The organism is Arthrobacter sp. V1I7 (genome assembly GCF_030817015.1).
Taxonomy (GTDB): domain Bacteria; phylum Actinomycetota; class Actinomycetes; order Actinomycetales; family Micrococcaceae; genus Arthrobacter.
The window spans coordinates 1,854,579-1,874,031 of record NZ_JAUSYS010000001.1 but is presented as its reverse complement, the minus strand read 5'-3'; the positions used below and the strand labels follow the sequence as shown (position 1 = coordinate 1,874,031).

Sequence of the window (19,453 nt, the reverse complement as noted above, 5' to 3'; positions counted from 1 at the left end):
GGGCTGCCGGTCAAAGGAGGTTGCGGACAAAAAAGGAACCCCGTCCAGGTGAGCTGAACGGGGTTCCTTCTGCGTGGTGTCAGGCGAGCAGCGAAGGTTTCAGCTGCTGCAGGCGGCCCAGCAGGCCGTTGATGAACTGCGGCGACTCGTCGGTGGAGAGGGTCTTGGCCAGCGCCACGGCCTCGCTCACGGCAACGCCGTCGGGCACATCATCGTTGTAGAGCAGCTCCCAGGTGCCGATCCGCAGGATGATGCGGTCTACGGACGGCATCCGCTCCAGGGTCCAGCCCTGTGAATAGGTTTCCAGGAACTCGTCGATCGCCGGCTGGTGGGAGACGACGCCCTCGACGATTTCGAGGGTGTACGGATTGACGATCTGGTCCGTCTGTTCGCGACGGGACTTCAGCACGTCGAACGCCGAGACGGAGCGCTGCTCGGCCTCGAAGAGTACATCCAGGGCCCGGTTGCGGGCCTTACCGCGGGCGCTCACTAGTCGTTGACCCGGCCGAGGTAGCTGCCGTCGCGGGTGTCGACCTTGACCCTGGTGTTGTTCTCGACGAACAAGGGCACCTGGATCTCGTAACCGGTCTCAAGCGTGGCGGGCTTGGTGCCGGCCGAGGAACGGTCACCCTGCAGGCCCGGTTCCGTGTAGGTGATCTCGAGCACGACGCTCGGGGGAAGTTCGATGTACAGCGGGTTGCCCTCGTGGATGGCGATGTTGACCATCTGGTTCTCGAGCATGAAGTTGGTGGCGTCGCCAACGGTGGCGCCGGGCACGGTCAGCTGGTCGAAGTCCGTGGTGTCCATGAACACGAAGTCGGCGCCGTCCTGGTACAGGTACTGGTAATCGCGGCGGTCAACGGTGGCGGTCTCGATCTTGAGTCCGGCGTTGAAGGTCTTGTCGACGACCTTGCCGGACATCACGTTGCGCATCTTGGTGCGCACGAACGCGCCACCCTTGCCGGGCTTGACGTGCTGGAACTCGATGATGTTCCAGAGCTGGCCCTCAAGCTTAAGGACGGTGCCGTTCTTGATGTCGTTAGTGGTTGCCACTGTATCCTCTGGTTTCTTTTCGAACTGGTTCTGGCTGCCAGCTGCTTATGTCGGGCAGGCATGCCATGCGGCCCGCCAGCGCGTAATTATCAAAAATCCAAGAACCATTCTACCGGGTCCGGCGGCCCCCCGCCGGACGGGCTTCCTGGCTGCCTCCGGCACGGCGCCTTAGCCTCGATCCACCGGTCGGGTTGAGGTTGGAGCGGCGGTTTAAACGGAGAATGCCTGTCGGATCGGCAAAAATGGGGTTTGTCTAGAACTCCGTTTGGCCAATCCGAGAGGCATCTCGTAGGTGCAACTTTTCCATAGATCCACGCGCGTGTCAGCCGCGTTCGATGATTCCAATCTCGTGTCGGCCGCAGGGCTGGTCCCGGCGATGGCGCTGGCGATGAAAACCTGCCTGGGCGAACTCGCTGATCAGTGGCTGACGCTGCCCGGATACTTCGGCGCAAATGCGGGGTTGAAGGTCACTGCGATGGTCGCGGGCATGGTCGCCGGGGCCGATTCCATCGATGACATGGCCTTGCTGCGGCACGGCGGGATGAAGAAACTCTTCGCCGGCGCATATGCCCCGTCGACTCTGGGATCGTTCCTGAGGGCGTTCACTTTCGGCCATGTCCGCCAGCTCGACGCCCTCGCGGCCCGGTGGCTGGTGAACGTCGCCGCCGTGGCCCCGATCGCCTCCGGTATCGATGATTACGCTTTGGTCGATATCGACGACACCATCAAGGAAGTCCACGGCTACCGGAAACAGGGTTCCGGATACGGTTACTCAGGGGTCCGGGGATTGAACGCGCTGATCGGGATCCTCTCGACCGCGACCGCGGCGCCGGTCATCATCGGCGCGAGGCTGCGCAAGGGAAGCTCCGGGTCCCCGCGCGGGGCGGGGAAGTTCATCGGTGACATCCTTGCCACCGTGAAACGGCTGCGTGGCAAGGACGCCACCGGGCTGGTGCTGCTGCGTGCCGACAGCGCGTTCTACGGCCACTCAGTTGTCGCCGCTGCCCACCGCGCAGGCGCAAAAGTGTCCATTACCGCCAGGATGGACCCGGCCGTCAAACGCTCCATCGCCACCATCAACGAGCAGGCCTGGACCACAATCCAATACACCGACGCAGTCCGCGATGAAACCACCGGAGCCTGGATTTCCTCGGCGGAAGTCGCCGAAACCGCCTTCACTGCCTTCGTGGGCCGAAAGAAAGCCGAACGCATCCACGGGCGCCTGGTCGTGCGCCGGATCCCGGAACTGAACGCCAAAGCCAGCGCGGGGCAACAGACCCTGTTCGACACCCACCGCTTCCACGCCTTCTTCACCACCAGCGCCCTAGACACCGTCACCGCAGACAAAACCCACCGCCAACACGCCATAATCGAGCAGGTCAACGCAGACCTCAAAGACAGTGCCCTGGCGCACCTGCCCTCGGGAAAATTCACCGCCAACGCAGCCTGGCTGGTCCTGGCGGCCATCGCCTTCAACCTCTCACGCGCCATCGGCACCCTCGCCAGCACCGACCTGGGCAAGGCACGCAGCGGAACCATCCGCCGAAAAATCATCACCGTCCCCGCCAGGATCGCGACCTCGGCACGGAGAATCATCCTGCACCTGCCCGCCAACTGGCCCTGGGAAACCAGCTGGTCAAATCTCTTCGAAGCGGCCTGCGGGCCACCACGGACCGCCACCATCTGACCACCCAGCCGACTCGGCGCAACCAGGACCAAGGAACACCACCGGCAGCAAGGCCGGCAACCCCGTCATGCCCATCGACCGAACCCGGACCCAGATCAGAACGACCCTGCCCCATCAAACACAACCGGTGGATCGAGGCTTAGGAGGCGAGATCCAGCACGTCCCGGGCCCGTTGCAGGGCCACCGTGGAGGCGTAGATCAGCGCCGCGTCGGCGGAACCGGCCACGCGGAGATCCAGCGCTCTTGCAAAGGACTCCACGGCGGCGGCGATATTGCCGCCGGCGAAGTAGGAGCGGCCGAGCTGCTGACGGATGACGGCTTCGTCCGGGGTACCCCGGGTTTCCGCCAGCAGCTGCCGGAACAGCTCGACGGCCCGGTCGGAGCTGTTCGAGACCCGCAGCACGTCAGCCTCGAAGATGCGCAGCCGGAGCGAATCCGGGTCCTTGTACCGGGCCTCGGCCAGCAGCTCCGCTGCTTCGCCGGCGTGCCCCTCGACGAGGCGCACGAAGATCAGGTCCGCGGGATCCGCGGAAGCCGACAGCGCCTCGGCGCAGGCGTCCTCGTTGACGATCTCCGGCATCAGGCTGACCGGATTGATCCTTATCCCGGCAAACCCGCCATCAGGCCATTCGCTGGTGCCGGCCCCGAGGCCGTTCATCAGGAGGCGATCTCCTGGTAGGCGGCGAACAGCAGCGAAGTGTCCGGGACGTCGAGGATACCGGGACGGGCGATGCCGTCGAGCACGACGAAACGCAGCAGGTCCCCGCGCGACTTCTTGTCCCGCCGCATGCCGTCCAGCAGCGCCTGCCAGCGGTCCCGGCGGTAGGTGATGGGAAGCCCGAGGCTTTCCAGGATGCTCCGGTGCCGATCGGCGTCGGCGTCGCTGAGCCGGCCGACGCTGCGGGCCAGCTCCGCGGCGAACATCATGCCGACGGAGACGGCTGCGCCGTGGCGCCAGGAGTAGCGCTCGACGAGTTCGATCGCGTGACCCAGGGTGTGGCCGTAGTTGAGGATTTCACGCTCGCCGGCCTCCTTGAGGTCCGCCGACACGACCCTGGCCTTGACCGTGATGGCGCGTTCGATCAGTTCACGCACGGCATCGGAGCGGGGATCGGAGACCGCGGCAGGATCCCGTTCGATCAGCTCGAGGATGGCGGGGTCGGCGATGAAGCCGCACTTGATGACCTCGGCCATGCCGGAGATGATCTCGTTCTTCGGCAGCGTGTCGAGGGTGTCGAGGTCCGCGAGGACCCCTGCGGGCGGGTGGAATGATCCGACGAGGTTCTTGCCCTCGGCCGTGTTGATCCCGGTTTTCCCGCCCACCGCGGCGTCAACCATGGCCAGGAGGCTGGTGGGCATGTGGATTATCTTGACGCCGCGAAGCCAGGTGGCTGCCACGAAGCCGGCCAGGTCGGTGACGGCTCCGCCGCCGACGGCGACGACGGCGTCCGAGCGGGTGAAGTCGTTCTGTCCCAGCACCTGCCAGCAGAAGGACGCCACCTCGATGTGCTTGCCTTCTTCGGCGTCAGGGATTTCGGCCGTCAGTGCGGTGAAGCCGGCGGAGGCCAGCTCCTCGCGGACGGTGTCTCCGGTGAGCCGCAGGGCGCGGGGGTGGATGACGAGGACCCGTTTGACGCGCTCCCCCAGCAGGGCCGGAAGCCCGGCCAGCAGGCCGCGGCCCACCACGACGTCGTAGTTTTCGCCGGGCGTCTGGCCGGTGACCTTGATGACGGTTGATTCGGTAATCACTTTTCAACTTCCTTTGTCGCCGCCGGCGTGGATCCTGCCGCGGTTTTCGCGGCGACGGACCCACCCAGCGCATCTTGCAGCCGGTGGGCGAGGTCCGGAACGGATCCGCTCCGGACGTCGAATACTAAATCGGCCAGCCGCTCGTAGACGGGCCGGCGGGTGGCGAACAGGGCCTTCCATCGTTCCATGGCGTCACCCGCCAGCAGCGGGCGGCCGGAGTTCCTGGCGATGCGTTCCGCTACCGTTTCCGCGTCACATTCGAGGTACACCACGGTGCACTGCTCCAGCAGCTGCTGGGTTCCGGAGTCCAGCACGGCGCCGCCGCCCAGGGACACCACCGTGCTGGTGAGCTGCGCGTCCTCGATGGCCTTCGCCACGGTCCGGGCCTCCAGTTCACGGAAGGCGTGCTCGCCCCGGACCGCGAAGATTTCGGCGATGGTCCCGTGCGTCGCGACAATCGCGACGTCGGTGTCCACGAAGGCCGCCCCCAGCTGCTCGGCGAGCTGCCGTCCGATGGCCGACTTGCCCACGGCCATCGGACCGATCAGCGCGATGGGTCGGAAGGCGGCATTGTTCTCGGCCGGCACTACTGGCCGATCGAGTCCAGGGCCGCCGGAATGCTGTCCAGATAACCCTTGATGTTGCGGGCGGTTTCCTCCACCGAGTCGCCGCCGAACTTTTCCGTGACGGCTTCGGCGAGGACAAGGGCCACCATGGCTTCCGCGACGACGCCGGCCGCCGGGACCGCACACACGTCGGAGCGCTGGTGGTGGGCCTTGGCGGCCTCCCCCGTGCTGACGTCCACGGTCCGGAGGGCACGCGGCACGGTGGCAATCGGCTTCATGGCCGCGCGGACGCGCAGTACATCGCCGATGCTCATGCCGCCTTCGATGCCGCCGGCCCGGTTGGACGTGCGGATGATCCTGCCGTCCGCGTCCTTGACGATCTCGTCATGGGCAGCCGAGCCGCGGCGGGAAGCGGTGAGGAAGCCGTCGCCGACTTCGACGCCCTTGATCGCCTGGATGCCCATCAGGGCACCGGCGAGGCGCGAATCGAGGCGGCGGTCCCAGTGGACGTAGCTGCCGAGTCCGGGCGGAAGCCCGTAGGCGAGCACCTCGACCACGCCGCCGAGAGTCTCACCTTCCTTATGCGCGCCGTCGACCTCGGCCACCATGGCGTCGGAGGTTTCGCGGTCGAAGCAGCGCAAGGGGTCCGCGTCGAGGGCCAGGACGTTGCCCGGGAGCGGCAGCGGACGGCCTTCCGGGACGGCAACGCTGGCGATCGAGACGGTGTGGGAGACCAGTTCGATGCCGAGTTGCTTCAGGAAAGCCGAGGCCACGGTGCCGAGGGCCACCCGGGTGGCGGTTTCGCGGGCACTCGCGCGTTCCAACACCGGACGTGCCTCGTCGAAGCCGTATTTCTGCATGCCGGTAAAGTCAGCGTGACCCGGCCGCGGCCGCGTCAGCGGGGCGTTGCGGGCCTGGTCAGCGAGGATCTCCGGGTCCACGGGGTCGGCAGACATGATCTGCTCCCATTTGGGCCATTCGGTGTTGCCGACCTGGATTGCTACCGGTCCGCCCTGGCTGATGCCATGACGGACGCCGCCGAGGATGGTCACCACGTCCTGCTCGAACTTCATCCGCGCCCCGCGGCCGTAACCGAGCCGGCGGCGCGCCAGCGCATCCGCGATCTGGACGCTGGTGAGTTCAACACCGGCGGGCACGCCTTCAATAATTCCGACCAGGGCCGGACCATGGGATTCTCCGGCAGTCAACCAACGCAACATAGTTTCCATCCTGCCATGTAAGGTCCTCAGAACACCCGTCGGGGTGCCCCCACTGCGACACACATCACATCTATGACTTCCTCCGGGACCGCGTCGCCAAGCCGGCTGAAGTGGCGTACCTGTTCCACCGCCTGGTAGATCAGCATCTCGAGTCCGGGGACCACCGTGCCGCCGGCATCCTGCCACGCCGCGGCGATCCGGCTCGGCCAGGGATCGTAGGCCACATCCAGCAGCACGCCGGGACGGTTGCGGGCGGTTTCCGGGGCGCGCTCCCCCGCAAAGGCCTGCTGCAGCTCCGCTGCCAAGGTATCGGCGGCGCGGGGCGGCAGCGTGGAGATGACGACGTCGGCGGCGGCCACGCCCGCCGCGGCTCCGGTGATCGGACGCACCCGAATCGGCAGCCCGACGGCGGCGGAGGCGGCCCGCGCTTCGACGGCGCGGCCGACATCGCGCACAAAGACATCCGCGCCGGGGGCGCCGAGTTCCCTCAGGGCTGCGATGGCTGCGGCAGCGGTCCCGCCGCCGCCGAGGATGGCGGCGGTGGGGGCGGCCGAGGCGCCCGCGTGACGCAGGGCGTTGACAATGCCGGCGACGTCGGTGTTGTAGCCGACCAGGCGGGGGGATCCCGGGGTGTTCCCGACAGGGTGGCCACCGGCCGCGGACGGCTCGAAGGCCACGGTGTTGATGACGCCGAGCGCGCGGGCCACGCCGCGGACCTCGTCGACTTCGGCGACCATTGCGGTTTTCAGGGGCATCGTGACGGACAGGCCGCGCCAGCCCTCGCCGTGCCGGGCGTCCTCCCGCACGCGCGCCATGAGGGCCGGCAGGTCCTCCTCGGTCACGTCGATCGCCGAGTATGCGATCTCGACACCGAGATGGGCATAGGCTGCCCGGTGCAGTGCGGGTGACTTCGAATGGCTGATGGGGTGCCCAAGCACGGCGGCCCGCAGCGTCATACGCAGCGTCCGGCGTTGGCCTCGCACCAGGCGTTGTACTGCTGCACGTAGCCGTTGTGTTCCGCCAGGGTCCTCGAGAACTTGGTCTCCTTGGTGTCCAGGTTGATGGTCACCCAGTAGAGGTAGTCGTTGGACTTGGGCTTCGCTGCGGCATCGATGGCTGTCTTTCCGGGCGAGCCGACAGGCCCAGCCGGCAGGCCGGTGTTTGCGTACGTGTTGTACGGATTGGAGGTATCGGCTTTCTGCGCCTCGTCGATATGGAAACTCCGGATTCCGAGACCGTAGGTCACGGTTGCGTCGGACTGGATCAGCCCGTTGGTTTCGGTGTTGCCGGGCTTGAGCCGGTTGTAGATCGCGCCGGCCACGTCCCCGTATTCCGCCTGTCCGCCCTCAGCCTGGACAATGCTGGCGACCGTGACGACGTCGTACTGTTTGGCCGGGTCCGTGATGCCCTGGGCCTCGAGCTCATCCAGGGTGGTGGACGCGAGTTCCTGCAGGATATCCTTGGCCGGGGTGCCAAGCGGGAAGCGGTATTCCCCGGGCGCGAGGAAGCCCTCGAGGTTCTTCGAACTGGACGGAACGCCGAACTGGGCCGGGGAGTCGCTGAGGCTCTTCAGCTCGGCGACCGGAACCCCGGTGCCCTCGGAAATCGCCTGCAGCGACTCGCCGATCCGAAGGCCTGCGTTGAGGGCGAAGTACATGACCTTGCCCTTGTCCTGGTTCAGCAGCACGGCTACGGCGTCGGAATTCTTCATCTCGTGGCGCAGGCTGAAGTCGCCCGGGCTCAGGGCTCCGCCGGAGGCTGCGAATTCCTTCAGGAAGGCGTCGGCGTTGGCCACGACCTTCTTGTCCTGGAGTTCCGAGGCCACGGATTTGGGTCCCGCACCGGGGGGAACCGTAATCGTCACCTCGCCGGTTCCCGGTCCCGGGTAGTCGGCCACCGTGTCGCCGCCAAGGAAGGGCTTGATGAACTGCGCCCCCACAGCGATCGCGGCCACGAAGACCGACAGGGTCAGCACAAGGGCGAGGAAACGGCGGCGGCGGACTTTCCTGGCAGATGCCTTGCCGTTGGGTTTGGCGGAAGCTCCGGCCATTACTTCGTGTCCGGCTTCCTCGTGGTGGTAGTCAGGGTGGCGGTTGGAGTCATCGCCATAGACATCGTCGCTGTGGGCCGCGTAGCCGGAGTACCCCGCACCCGGGTGCGCCGCGTAGCCGGGCTGAAGGTCAGTTTCGTGGTGTGGCCCGGACGCCGTAATGACGCCGCCGGCGTACTCGCGCCGGGCGTACTCGCGCGGGGCGTACTCGCGCGCTGCGTCCTCAGGCACCGCGTCCTGGGATGCGGACTCCGCCGGGACGGTGTCCTGGGACGCAGTATCCTCATGCGCCGCCGGCCCGGCGGCCGGAGATGTGGGCGCATGGACTGGCGGTGCCGCTGCCGCGGGCGCCGCGGGACCGGGCGCGGGTGCGGCGGGCGGGGCTGCGGCGGGCGTCGCCGTCGGGCTGTCCTGCCCGGTCTCGAAGGCCTGCGGCGGGATGATCTCGTGGCCCTGGGTCATCAGGGACTTTTCCCGGGCCCTGATCTCTTTGCGCGTCAGCGGTCGGCCGGAGGCGCCGAACGCGTCCCCTGGGGAGTCGTCACTGTTGACCGGGCTCACTGTAGCCTTCCGTTTTCTGCAGATTGCGTGTGTACGTCCGGGCCGGCAGAAGCGCCGCCCCCGGTTGGCCCCGGAGCGGTTTCCGCGTAAACGCGGCTTCCGATCTCCGTTCCCCTGGCCTTTTGCATATCGATCGCATGTTGCAGGATACCTGCGGCCGCAACCTGATCAACTACTTTACGGTGATTCCGGCTGCTCATGCCAGCTTCGTGCAGGTTGCGGTGTGCGGTGACCGTGCTCAACCGCTCGTCGACCAGCCGTACCGGGACCTCGGAACCGCGGTTCCGGAGGGCATCCGCCAGCAGCGTTGCGTAGTCCGTGGCCATCCGCGCCGAAGCGTGTTCTTCGCCTTTCATCGTCCGCGGAAGGCCCACGAAGATCTCGACGGCATGGAGCTCGTCGGCCAGCGCCGCGAGGATCCGCACGTCGGTATTCTTCTTCGCGTTCCGTTCCAGCGTGCGCAGGGGTGTGGCCAGGATGCCGTCGCGGTCACAGACCGCCACACCCACCCGGACGGTGCCGACGTCCACCCCCAGCTTCACGCCCTGGGGGTAGTCGCCGGGCACAGCAGCTTCGTTCACCGGTTGTCCATTAGCGCCGGGTAATGGAGTCCACGACGGCGGCCAGGGCCGCGCCGACCTTGGCGGCGTCCGTGCCGCCACCCTGGGCGACGTCGTCCTTGCCGCCGCCGCCGCCGCCGAGGATTCCGGCGGCGAGCCGCACCAGCGCGCCGGCCTTGACCCCCGCCGCACGGGCGGCTTCGTTGGTGGCGATGAGGATGACCGGGCGCTCGTTGCTGACGCCGGCCACCGCGACGGCGGCGGGCTCGGAGCCGAGACGGGTCCGGAGGTCCAGCGCCAGACCGCGCAGATCATCCGCGCCGCTGACCTGGCCGGCGTCGTGCGCGATGACTTTGACCCCGGCGGCGTCCTTGGCGGTTCCGACGAGCTGTGCGGCGGCAGCCGTGAGCTGTTCCTTGCGCAGGCGCTCCAGTTCCTTCTCGGCCGTCTTGAGCTTGGTCAGCGTGGTGGCGATCCGGTCCGCGAGCAGTCCGGACGGAACCTTGAGCATTTCCGTCAGCTCCGTGACGAGGGCGCGTTCCGCGGCAAGGTGCCGGAAGGCGTCCATGCCCACGAAGGCCTCGACACGGCGGTTTCCTGAACCGACGGACTGCTCCCCAAGCAGGGACAGGCTGCCGATCCGCGAGGTGTTCTCGACGTGCGTGCCGCCACAGAGCTCCCGGGACCAGGCGCCGTTGATCTCCACGACGCGGACTTCGTTGCCGTAGTTCTCGCCGAAGAGTGCCATGGCGCCGAGTGCCTTCGCCTCGGCCAGGCCCATGACCTTGGTTTCGACGCGGTAGTTGTTGCGGATGGCGAGGTTGGAAACCTCCTCGACCTCGGACCGGGTGGCTGCGCTGAGGCCCTCGCCCCAGGCGAAGTCGAAGCGCAGGTAGCCTGCCTTGTTGAAGGAACCGCGCTGCAGCGCCTCCGGGCCGAGAATCTGGTGCAGGGCCGCATGCACGATGTGCGTACCGGTGTGGGCCTGCTCGGCGGCGTGCCGGCGTTCCCGGTCCACGGCCGCCTGGACGAGCGACTCGGCACCGATTTCGCCTTCACGGACGATTGCCTTGTGCACGCTCAGGCCCTTGATCGGGCGCTGCACATCCAGCACCTCGACGACGAAGCCGTCGCCGGTGATGAGCCCGGTGTCGGCCGCCTGGCCGCCGGCCTCGGCGTAGAACGGGGTCTCGGCGAGGACCAGTTCGATTTCATCGCCCGTGGCGGCCTGGGAGACCTTCCGGCCGCCGGACAGGATGCCGCGGACCTTGGATTCTCCGCTGAGTTCGGTGTAGCCCGTGAACACGGTTTCGCCGGCCGACAGCAGCTCCTGGAAGGCGCTGAGGTCCGCGTGGGAACCCTTCTTGCCCTTGGCATCGGCCTGCGCGCGCTGGCGCTGTTCCAGCATGAGCTTGCGGAACTCCGGCTCGTCGACCTTCAGCCCGGCCTCCTCGGCCATTTCGAGGGTGAGGTCGATCGGGAAGCCGTAGGTGTCGTGCAGGGCGAACGCGTCCGCTCCGGAGAGCGGCCGGCCGGCCGTCCTGGACTCCTGGACCGCGTCCTCCAGCCGGGCCGTGCCGGAGGCGATGGTGCGTAGGAACGCCTTCTCTTCGGCATAGGCGATCCGGCTGATGCGCTCGAAGTCCGTCTCCACGACCGGGTAGACGCCCTTCATGGCGTCCCGGGAGGCCGGCAGCAGCTTGGGCAGGCAGGCCTTTTCGACGCCGAGCAGGCGCATGGAGCGTACGGCGCGGCGGATGAGGCGGCGCAGCACGTAGCCGCGGCCTTCGTTGGAGGGGGTGACGCCGTCGGCGATCAGCATCAGGGCCGAGCGGATGTGGTCGGCGACGACGCGCATCCGGACGTCGTCGGTGTGGTGCGGGTCATCGGCGGATTCGGCGGAGGTGTACTCCCGGCCGGACAGCGCCGCGGCCCTGTCGATCACGGGGCGGACCTGGTCCGTCTCGTACATGTTCTCGACGCCCTGCAGGATCATCGCGAGGCGCTCCATGCCGAGGCCGGTGTCAATGTTCTTCTTGGGCAGTTCGCCGACGATGTCGAAGTCCACCTTGGAGCGGACGTTGTCGATCTGGTACTGCATGAACACGAGGTTCCAGATTTCAACGTAACGGTTCTCGTCCGCGATCGGACCGCCTTCGACGCCGTACGCGGGGCCGCGGTCGAAGTAGATCTCGGAGCAGGGGCCGGCGGGACCGGGCTGGCCGGTGGACCAGTAGTTGTCCGCCTTGCCCATCCGCTGGATCCGCTCGGCCGGCATGCCGGTGTTCTTGAGCCAGAGTTGCTCGGCCTCGTCGTCCTCTTCGTAGACGGTGGCCCACAGGAGTTCCGGCGGCAGTCCGTAGCCGCCGTCGTCAACGCTGGCGGTGAGCAGTTCCCAGGCGAACTTGATGGCGTCTTCCTTGAAGTAATCGCCGAAGGAGAAGTTGCCGCACATCTGGAAGAAAGTTCCGTGGCGGGCGGTCTTGCCGACTTCCTCGATGTCGCCGGTACGGATGCACTTCTGCACGCTGGTGGCCCGCTGGTAGGGGGCTTCTTCCCGCGCGGTCAGGTACGGGATGAACGGCACCATGCCGGCCACGGTGAACAGCAGGGAGGGGTCGCTGGAAACCAGGGAGGCGGAGGGGACCGGCGTGTGCCCTTTGCTGACAAAAAAGTCGATCCAGCGCTTGGTGATCTCCTGCGACTTCATGAGCTGATTACTTACCCTTCAATATGCACTGCGTTCGTGGTCCACGCGTGTACGCCGCGGGACAATATGGTTTCCGGTCCGCGGACCGGCCTGGCCGCCCTGACGGGGCACGGCCCTTTACTAATTCTCTCCCGGCTAGCGCCGGACTGCATCCTTGCGGCCGGTGCCGCCGGGGGCTGCGCCGTTATCGAGGGCTGTGTCGAGGCCTGTGTCGAGGCCAAGGGCCGTGCGGAGATCGGTTTCCCGCTCCTGCATGCCCTCCCGGACGGCGCCGGCAAAGTCGAACAGGCCGTCGGCGAGCCGGCCTACGGCCCGGTTAAGGCCCGCGGGGCCCAGATTGGACTGCGCCTCGGTGACCTTGCGAAAGGCGATGACGCCGATGGCGACGCCGATTCCCATCCAGATGATTCTGTTCATATCAGTGTCTCCAGCGGGACTAGCGGCTGCGGCGGCCGGTGGTGGGCTTCTGGCGGGCGGTGAGGGCGGAGCGCACGCCGTAGCTGAACGCGGCAACCTTGATCAGCGGTGAACCCACGGTGGCGGCCACGAGGGAGGACAGCGCGGAGATGTTGGCCGAGGCGTCCGAGACGTTGTTCGCGATCCCGTCGACTTTTTTCAGCTGCTCGTTTGTCGTGGAGACGGTGGCGGTGACTTCGTCCAGAAGCGGGGTGGCGCCGTCGCTGATCGAGCGGATGGAAGAGCGCACTTCGTCGAAGACTCCCCCGAGCTTCAGAATCGGCACGGCGAGCAGCAGGACCAGCAGTGCAAACACTCCGGCCGCGATCAGGCCGGCAATATCGCCACCAGACATAGTCGTTCATCTCCTTGTTACGTCGTATTCCTGCGGCCTGCTCCGACTGGCACAGCCGGCAGCCGCAGAACTCCCCCAAGTACCTTACATACAAAGAAGCCCGCGGCGCTTGCCACGGGCTTCTTTGTAAGGTGTTGCGTTGAATCTAGCGGGCGTAGAATTCCACGACGAGCTGCTCTTCGCAGGTCACGGGGACCTCGGAACGCTTGGGGCGGCGCACGAGGCGTGCCTGCAGGGCGTCAAGCTTGACGTCTAGGTATGCCGGAACCATCGGCAGGACGTCGCGGTGGGCGCCGGCTGCTGCAACCTGGAGCGGAACCATGGTCTCGCTGCGGCTGTGGACGTGGACCAGCTGGCCCTCGGCGACGCGGAAGGACGGGCGGTCAACGCGGATGCCGTCAACCAGGATGTGGCGGTGCACAACCAGCTGGCGGGCCTGGGCGATGGTGCGGGCGAAGCCGGCACGCAGCACGAGGGCGTCGAGACGCATCTCGAGCAGTTCGATCAGGTTTTCACCGGTCAGGCCCTTGGTGCGGCGGGCTTCTTCGAAGGCGCGGGTCATCTGGGCTTCGCGGATGCCGTACTGGGCGCGCAGACGCTGCTTTTCGCGCAGACGTACGGCGTAGTCGGAGTCCTGCTTCTTACGGGCACGGCCATGCTCACCGGGGCCGTACGGGCGGCGCTCCATGTACTTGGCGGCCTTGGGGGTCAGAGCGATGCCGAGTGCACGCGAAAGGCGTGCGGTACGGCGAGCACGAGTGTTGTTAGCCACTTGTGTCCTTCCAATATCTGCGGTGTGTCAGTGTTACTGGCCTCCACGATGGAGAGCATCGGCCAACCGCTGCCTTTTGCTACTGGGCGCCGGGCGCCAGCCCACCGGAAAAAAGACTCAGGACAGCATAAAATGCTGAATACCGGTGGATTGTGCGTCCGTGCCTTGCCAGACAACGAACAAGCCTACCACGGTGGGACCGGCGGGCCGTCAGATCCTCGCGTGCACGCCGCGGCTGCCGCGCCGTCCGAACGAGGCCGCACCCAGGAATTCCACGGCCACGAACGAGGCGGACCCCACCACCCACTCGTCATGGCCCGGCGGGATCGCGTATGTGTCGTTGGCCTGGATCCTGGAACGCAGGCCCTCCGTGGTTTCCACGTCCATCGCCCCGGAAAGACAGAATCCGAGATGGTGGTGCTGGCACTGCTCGGTCTGCTCGAACGGCTTCATGCACTCAGACCACCGCCAGCCCGGGCCCAGGATGAGGCGTGCCACGGAGTAGTCGTCCACAGTGACGAGATCGAATTCGGCATTGTCGTCCGGACACCGTTTCTTGTCGGGAACATCGAAGGACTTGATAGCCATAGCTGTGACGAAATTTACGGACATGGGACTCAACCTGAGAACGGGGACGACCCGGGACGGGACGCTGACGAGCACGCACGTGCAGCAGATCATGCTGCCGTATTTCAACGTTAGACCTCACGAGCAGTAAGTCAACGGGCAGTTAGGCCGACCGCGATTACTGGCCGCGGATGATCTTCCGCAGCCGCTCCAGCCGGGTGGAGATGTCCCGCTCCGCGCCGTTGGCGGTCGGTTCATAGTAGTTGCGGCCCACCAGGTCGTCCGGCGGGTACTGCTGGGCCGCCACCGAGTGCGGTGCGTCATGGGCGTACTTGTAGCCCTTCCCGTGGCCCAGCTGCTTGGAGCCGGGGTAATGGGCGTCCCGCAGGTGCGCGGGGATGCCGTTGCCCAGCCCGGCCCGGACGTCAGCGATCGCCTGGTTAATGCCGAGATAGGCGGCGTTGGACTTGGGCGCCGTGGCCAGGTGCACCACTGCCTCGGCCAGGATGATGCGGCCCTCGGGCATCCCGATCAGCTGCACGGCCTGCGCGGCGGCGACGGCGGTCTGCAGCGCCGTGGGATCGGCCATGCCGACGTCCTCGGCCGCGGAGATGACGATCCGCCGGGCAACGAACCGCGGGTCTTCCCCAGCCTCGAGCATCCGCGCGAGGTAGTGGAGGGCGGCGTCGACGTCGGAGCCCCGGATGGACTTGATGAAGGCACTGGCGACGTCGTAGTGCTGGTCTCCGGCCCGGTCGTACCGTACCGACGCGACGTCGAGGGCCCGCTCCGTGTGCTTGAGCTCGATCGCGACCGGAGCGGGCCCGGCCGTCCCGGCGGCTGCGCCGGCTACGACTGCGTCAGTATCGTCCGCGTCACCAAACGCGACCCCGGCGGCCGCTTCAAGGGCTGTCAGCGCCCGGCGGGCGTCCCCGCCGGAAAGCCGGACAAGGTGCGCCAGGGCCGCGGCGCTGAGTTCGACCTTTCCGTTAAGCCCCCGGACATCCGTCGTGGCGCGCAGCAGCAGGCCTTCGACATCCGCGTCGGTGAGCGGCTTCAGGGTCAGCAGCAGGGATCGGGAGAGCAGCGGGGAGACAACGGAGAAGGAGGGGTTTTCGGTGGTGGCAGCCACCAGCACCACCCAACGGTTTTCGACGCCGGGCAACAGGGCGTCCTGCTGGGCCTTGTTGAAGCGGTGGATCTCGTCCAGGAACAGCACGGTGGTGGTCTTGAAGAGGTCGCGGGCAGTCAGGGCCTCCTCCATGACGCGACGGACGTCCTTGACGCCGGCGGTGATCGCGGAGAGCTCCACGAACTTCCGGCCCGGACCCTTGGCTATCACATGGGCGAGCGTGGTTTTGCCGGTGCCGGGAGGCCCCCAGAGGATCAGCGAGCTCGGGCCGGCGGGACCGGTCGCGTCCGTTCCGGCCGCGAGCTGGCGCAGCGGGGACCCCTGGCCCAGAAGATGTTGCTGGCCCACCACGTCGTCCAGCGTCCGTGGCCGCATCCGGACGGCCAGCGGGCTGCGGGGCGACGAGGTGCCGCCGCCAGCAGGCCGGCCGTCCCCGGACTCTTCGGCGTCGTCGTCGTTTCCACCGGCGTTATCCTGCCCTGCACCAAAGAGATCATCCACCTAGATAGGCTACGTCTAGTTCCTGCCCGCCCCGACACCTACCGACGGAGCCCCGCCTCATGGCCACCCCCGACACCCGCCTGGCGTTCGTTTCCGGTGACAGGTTGGCCCGGCTGGGTGGAGCGCTTCGCCGTGAGCCACGGCGCGGTGGCCGAAGAGGAGCTCGACGGCGGACTGCAGCTGCGCGCCGCCGACGGAGCGGTCGCACTGCTCCAGGCGCCGTGGCCGGTGGACGGACGGCCCGGGCGCGGCGGCGACGCGGTGTCCCGGCTGGCCACCCTCGCCGGGCAGCCGCGGCGTATCGGCGCCGTGCTGGTCCGCCGGGGCGGCTACTCGGTGGCGGCGGTCAGCGGCGGTGCAGTGCTCGCCGCGAAGACCGGGACACGGCACGTCCAGTCCCGCACGGCGGCCGGCGGCTGGTCGCAGCAGCGCTTCGCCCGGCGTCGGGCCAACCAGGCCGATGCACTCGTCGAGGCCGTCGCCGAGCATGCCGCACGGATCTTCGCGGATCAGGGGATCGAGTACCTCGCCCCCGGCGGCGACCAGACCCTGGCGGAACTGGTCCTCGCCGAGCCGGTGCTGAAGCCGTACGCCGCCCTGGCGAGGCTGCCGTTCCTGGATGTCCCGGACCCCCGCGCCGCGGTGCTGAAGAAGGCCGCCGCGGACCTGTGCGCGGTGCGGATCCGGGTGACCGACCCGCCGTCGTAAACGACCGGGATCAGCAGCCGGTCAGGTGCCGCTTGGGCCGCTCCTGCCGGTAGAGGTACCGGCCGGCCTCGAAGAAACCTGACCGGGCGTAGAGCTCCCGCGCCCCGGTGTTGGCGGCCGTCACCAGCAGCCAGTAAGCGCCCAGGCCGCGGTCCGCCCCCGCGCCCATCAGCGCCTGCAGGATCCGGGTGGAATAGCCCCGACGACGGGCGTCCGGACGGGCCGCCAGGCAATACAGCCCGCCCCGGCCGCCTGCCCCGCCGGGAGGAACAGCAAGCCGTCCCACGGCGGCGGGCACGCCGTCGTCGTCCCGGAGCAGCGCATATAGCGCGGGGCAGCCTTCGAGGATTCCCCGGGCGACAGCCATCGCCGCCTCGTCGCCGCGGCCGTCGACGCTCCACCAGAGCCGCAGCCACTCAGCAGAGGGCGTCGTTGCAAGCTCGACGCCCGCATCCGCCAGTCCGGACTCCGCCCCGGCCTCCCGGACCAGCACGAGGGTTTCGGACTGCCGGGTGAAGCTTTCCGCGTCGAGGACGGCGTTGAGCGATGCCGAGCGCGGGTCCTCGAAGATCTGGAAGATCAGCGGCAGGCGGTGGCTCCGGTACCAGAGCCGAGCGTCACGGAGGGCCGCGAGCTGCCGGTGCGCGTCGTCGCCGGGTTCGCGGGGCCAGACGGAGTTGGCCCGCTGCGTCACGCCGGAGGCCGCCCGGAGGATCCAGCCGCCGGATTCCTCCCGCTCGGCGGCAGGCCAGGCGGCGTCCATCAGCGCCTCAAGCCCGGGCATCGTTACGCGTTCCACTGGGGTCCTCCGGTCCGGTACCGCTGGGAAAGCACTGCTGGGAAAGCACTTCCGGGACAGCAAAGGCCCCCCGGTTCCCCGGAGAGCCCTGCCGCCGTCAGTGCAGCTACTTGGTGGCGTCCTCGGCCGTTGTGGCCACTGGCTCTGCCTTCCTGGCTTCCGGCTTGAAGTCCACGCCCGCTTCCTTGCGCTGCTGCGCCGTGATCGGCGCCGGCGCCTGGGTCAGCGGGTCGAAGCCGCCGCCGGTCTTCGGGAAGGCGATGACGTCGCGGATGGATTCAACCCCGGCCAGCAGGGCGACCACGCGGTCCCAGCCGAAGGCGATGCCGCCGTGGGGGGGCGCGCCGAACTTGAAGCCTTCGAGCAGGAAACCGAACTTGGTCTGGGCATCTGCCTTGTCCAGTCCCATCAGCTCGAAGACCCGTTCCTGGACGTCGCGCTCGTGGATACGGATGGAGCCGCCGCCGATTTCGTTTCCGTTGCAGACGATGTCGTAGGCGTAGGACAGCGCCGATTCGGGATCCTTCTCGAAGCTGTCCATGAACTCGGGCTTGGGTGAGGTGAACGCGTGGTGCACGGCGGTCCACTGGCCGGCTCCGACGGCGACGTCGCCGGAAGCGACGGCGGTTGCGGCCGGTTCGAACATGGGGGCGTCCACGACCCAGACAAACGCCCAGTCCTTCGGGTTGATCAAACCGGTGCGGTGACCGATCTCCACGCGGGCGGCACCCAGCAGGGCACGGGCCGCGGACTTCTCCCCGGCGGCGAAGAAGATGCAGTCGCCCGGCGTGGCGCCGACGGCCTCCGCCAGGCCGGCGCGCTCGGTGTCGGTGAGGTTCTTCGCGACGGGGCCGGCCAGTTCGCCGTCTTCCTTGAAGAGGACGTACGCCAGGCCCTTGGCGCCGCGCTGCTTGGCCCATTCCTGCCAGGCGTCGAGCGCCCGGCGGGCCTGCGAGGCGCCGCCAGGCATGACGACTGCCCCGACGTAGGGAGCCTTGAAGACGCCGAAGTTGGTGTCCTTGAAGAATTCGGTGAGCTCGGTGAGCTCCAGGCCGAAGCGCAGGTCCGGCTTGTCCGAACCGTAGCGGGCCATCGCGTCGTGGTAGGTGATGCGCTGGATCGGCGTCGGAATCTCGACGTCGATCAGCTTCCAGAGTGCCTTCACAATGGCTTCGCCGAGGCGGATGATGTCATCCTGCTCCACGAAGCTGGCTTCGATGTCGAGCTGGGTGAATTCGGGCTGGCGGTCCGCGCGGAAGTCCTCATCGCGGTAGCAGCGGGCGATCTGGTAGTACTTCTCGAAGCCGCCGACCTGCAGGAGCTGCTTGAACAGCTGCGGGGACTGCGGCAGCGCGTACCAGGAGCCGGGGGCCAGGCGTGCCGGGACGACGAAGTCGCGGGCGCCTTCCGGCGTCGAACGCGTCAGCGTGGGGGTTTCGATTTCGACGAAGCCGTCCTCGTGGAGCAGTTCGCGGGCAACTCGGTTGGCTTCGGAGCGCAGGCGCAGGTTGCGGGCGGGGCCGGGGCGGCGCAGGTCCAGGTAGCGGTGCTTGAGGCGTGCCTCCTCGCCCACTTCAACGTGCTCATCGATCTGGAACGGCAGCGGATCGGAGGTGTTGAGGATCGTGACCTTTTCGGCCAGCACCTCGATCTCGCCGGTGGCCAGCGCAGCGTTCTCGTTGCCCTCGGGGCGCCGGGAGACGGTGCCGATGATCTGCAGCACGAACTCGTTGCGCAGTCCGTGGAAGACCTCTTCCTCGCGGACGACGACCTGGGCGACGCCCGAAGCGTCGCGCAGGTCAACGAATGCGACACCACCGTGGTCACGACGCCGGCCGACCCAGCCGGCCAGGGTTACGGTTTGTCCAATGTGCTCGGAGCGAAGGGATCCGAGGTCATGTGTGCGCAGCACAGCACGCCTTTCTGAAGAAGACAGAGGGAAGACAGAATCAAGGTGGAGTTGACCGCTACGGGAACGGTCCCGTCCGAGTTTACCCGCTGGCGGGG

General features: G+C 67.6%; 19 protein-coding genes. 2 read left to right on the top strand and 17 right to left on the bottom strand.

The window, feature by feature from the left end:
- Positions 1 to 79 precede the first annotated feature (79 nt).
- Entirely contained in the window at positions 80 to 490 is a 411-nt protein-coding gene (gene nusB / locus QFZ69_RS08790; protein WP_306917364.1) for a transcription antitermination factor NusB, read from the bottom strand.
- Positions 490 to 1,053: an elongation factor P gene (gene efp, locus QFZ69_RS08785; protein ID WP_306917362.1), complete on the bottom strand. Its 564-nt coding sequence runs from the start codon at positions 1,051 to 1,053 to the stop codon at positions 490 to 492. The genes nusB and efp overlap by 1 nt, the downstream gene beginning before the upstream one ends.
- Before the next feature lie 292 nt (positions 1,054 to 1,345).
- Between efp and QFZ69_RS08780 the strand changes: the two genes are divergently transcribed.
- Positions 1,346 to 2,740 carry an IS1380 family transposase gene (locus tag QFZ69_RS08780; RefSeq protein WP_306917360.1) on the top strand — a complete coding sequence of 465 codons (1,395 nt, stop codon included), beginning with the start codon at positions 1,346 to 1,348 and terminating at the stop codon, positions 2,738 to 2,740.
- Positions 2,741 to 2,879: 139 nt separating this feature from the next.
- On the opposite strand, the gene QFZ69_RS08775 is transcribed toward QFZ69_RS08780, so the two are convergent.
- From QFZ69_RS08775 to QFZ69_RS08715, 13 genes are all read right to left on the bottom strand, one after another.
- Positions 2,880 to 3,398 (bottom strand): tetratricopeptide repeat protein, encoded by a 519-nt coding sequence (locus tag QFZ69_RS08775; RefSeq protein WP_306917359.1) that lies wholly within the window; start codon positions 3,396 to 3,398, stop codon positions 2,880 to 2,882.
- On the bottom strand, positions 3,398 to 4,489 hold the full coding sequence (aroB, locus tag QFZ69_RS08770) for a 3-dehydroquinate synthase (RefSeq protein ID WP_306917357.1): 1,092 nt from the start codon (positions 4,487 to 4,489) through the stop codon (positions 3,398 to 3,400). Before aroB ends, QFZ69_RS08775 begins: the two co-directional genes overlap by 1 nt.
- Positions 4,486 to 5,076 (bottom strand): shikimate kinase, encoded by a 591-nt coding sequence (locus QFZ69_RS08765; RefSeq protein ID WP_306917356.1) that lies wholly within the window; start codon positions 5,074 to 5,076, stop codon positions 4,486 to 4,488. Before QFZ69_RS08765 ends, aroB begins: the two co-directional genes overlap by 4 nt.
- Complete coding sequence (aroC, locus tag QFZ69_RS08760) at positions 5,076 to 6,275, bottom strand: chorismate synthase (protein ID WP_306917354.1); 1,200 nt, start codon at positions 6,273 to 6,275, stop codon at positions 5,076 to 5,078. Before aroC ends, QFZ69_RS08765 begins: the two co-directional genes overlap by 1 nt.
- 26 nt (positions 6,276 to 6,301) lie before the next feature.
- Positions 6,302 to 7,231 (bottom strand): shikimate dehydrogenase, encoded by a 930-nt coding sequence (locus QFZ69_RS08755; RefSeq protein ID WP_306917352.1) that lies wholly within the window; start codon positions 7,229 to 7,231, stop codon positions 6,302 to 6,304.
- Positions 7,228 to 8,886 carry an endolytic transglycosylase MltG gene (mltG, locus tag QFZ69_RS08750; RefSeq protein ID WP_306917351.1) on the bottom strand — a complete coding sequence of 553 codons (1,659 nt, stop codon included), beginning with the start codon at positions 8,884 to 8,886 and terminating at the stop codon, positions 7,228 to 7,230. Before mltG ends, QFZ69_RS08755 begins: the two co-directional genes overlap by 4 nt.
- Positions 8,883 to 9,467, bottom strand: a complete 585-nt coding sequence (ruvX, locus tag QFZ69_RS08745; protein ID WP_306917348.1) for a Holliday junction resolvase RuvX — start codon at positions 9,465 to 9,467, stop codon at positions 8,883 to 8,885. Before ruvX ends, mltG begins: the two co-directional genes overlap by 4 nt.
- 10 nt (positions 9,468 to 9,477) lie before the next feature.
- Positions 9,478 to 12,156, bottom strand: coding sequence for an alanine--tRNA ligase (gene alaS / locus QFZ69_RS08740; protein ID WP_306917346.1), 2,679 nt, complete (start codon positions 12,154 to 12,156; stop codon positions 9,478 to 9,480).
- Between the two features lie 135 nt (positions 12,157 to 12,291).
- Complete coding sequence (locus tag QFZ69_RS08735) at positions 12,292 to 12,573, bottom strand: hypothetical protein (protein ID WP_306917344.1); 282 nt, start codon at positions 12,571 to 12,573, stop codon at positions 12,292 to 12,294.
- Between the two features lie 19 nt (positions 12,574 to 12,592).
- Positions 12,593 to 12,967 carry a DUF948 domain-containing protein gene (locus QFZ69_RS08730; protein ID WP_306917341.1) on the bottom strand — a complete coding sequence of 125 codons (375 nt, stop codon included), beginning with the start codon at positions 12,965 to 12,967 and terminating at the stop codon, positions 12,593 to 12,595.
- Positions 12,968 to 13,112: 145 nt separating this feature from the next.
- The gene (gene rpsD / locus QFZ69_RS08725; protein ID WP_306917339.1) at positions 13,113 to 13,739 is read right to left on the bottom strand and encodes a 30S ribosomal protein S4; all 627 of its coding nucleotides are present in this window, start codon (positions 13,737 to 13,739) and stop codon (positions 13,113 to 13,115) included.
- Positions 13,740 to 13,949: 210 nt separating this feature from the next.
- A complete protein-coding gene (locus tag QFZ69_RS08720; RefSeq protein WP_306917338.1) occupies positions 13,950 to 14,351 on the bottom strand; it encodes a cupin in 402 nt (133 codons plus the stop codon).
- A gap of 133 nt (positions 14,352 to 14,484) precedes the next feature.
- Complete coding sequence (locus QFZ69_RS08715; protein WP_306917335.1) at positions 14,485 to 15,939, bottom strand: replication-associated recombination protein A; 1,455 nt, start codon at positions 15,937 to 15,939, stop codon at positions 14,485 to 14,487.
- Between the two features lie 96 nt (positions 15,940 to 16,035).
- Between QFZ69_RS08715 and QFZ69_RS08710 the strand changes: the two genes are divergently transcribed.
- On the top strand, positions 16,036 to 16,647 hold the full coding sequence (locus QFZ69_RS08710; RefSeq protein WP_307000041.1) for an acVLRF1 family peptidyl-tRNA hydrolase: 612 nt from the start codon (positions 16,036 to 16,038) through the stop codon (positions 16,645 to 16,647).
- A 10-nt stretch (positions 16,648 to 16,657) separates the two neighbouring features.
- Here the strand turns inward: QFZ69_RS08710 and QFZ69_RS08705 are convergent, their stop codons facing one another.
- Together QFZ69_RS08705 and aspS are read right to left on the bottom strand one after the other, a co-directional pair.
- The gene (locus QFZ69_RS08705; RefSeq protein WP_306919641.1) at positions 16,658 to 17,431 is read right to left on the bottom strand and encodes a GNAT family N-acetyltransferase; all 774 of its coding nucleotides are present in this window, start codon (positions 17,429 to 17,431) and stop codon (positions 16,658 to 16,660) included.
- A gap of 121 nt (positions 17,432 to 17,552) precedes the next feature.
- On the bottom strand, positions 17,553 to 19,358 hold the full coding sequence (gene aspS, locus QFZ69_RS08700) for an aspartate--tRNA ligase (RefSeq protein ID WP_306917333.1): 1,806 nt from the start codon (positions 19,356 to 19,358) through the stop codon (positions 17,553 to 17,555).
- Positions 19,359 to 19,453: the final 95 nt, after the last annotated feature.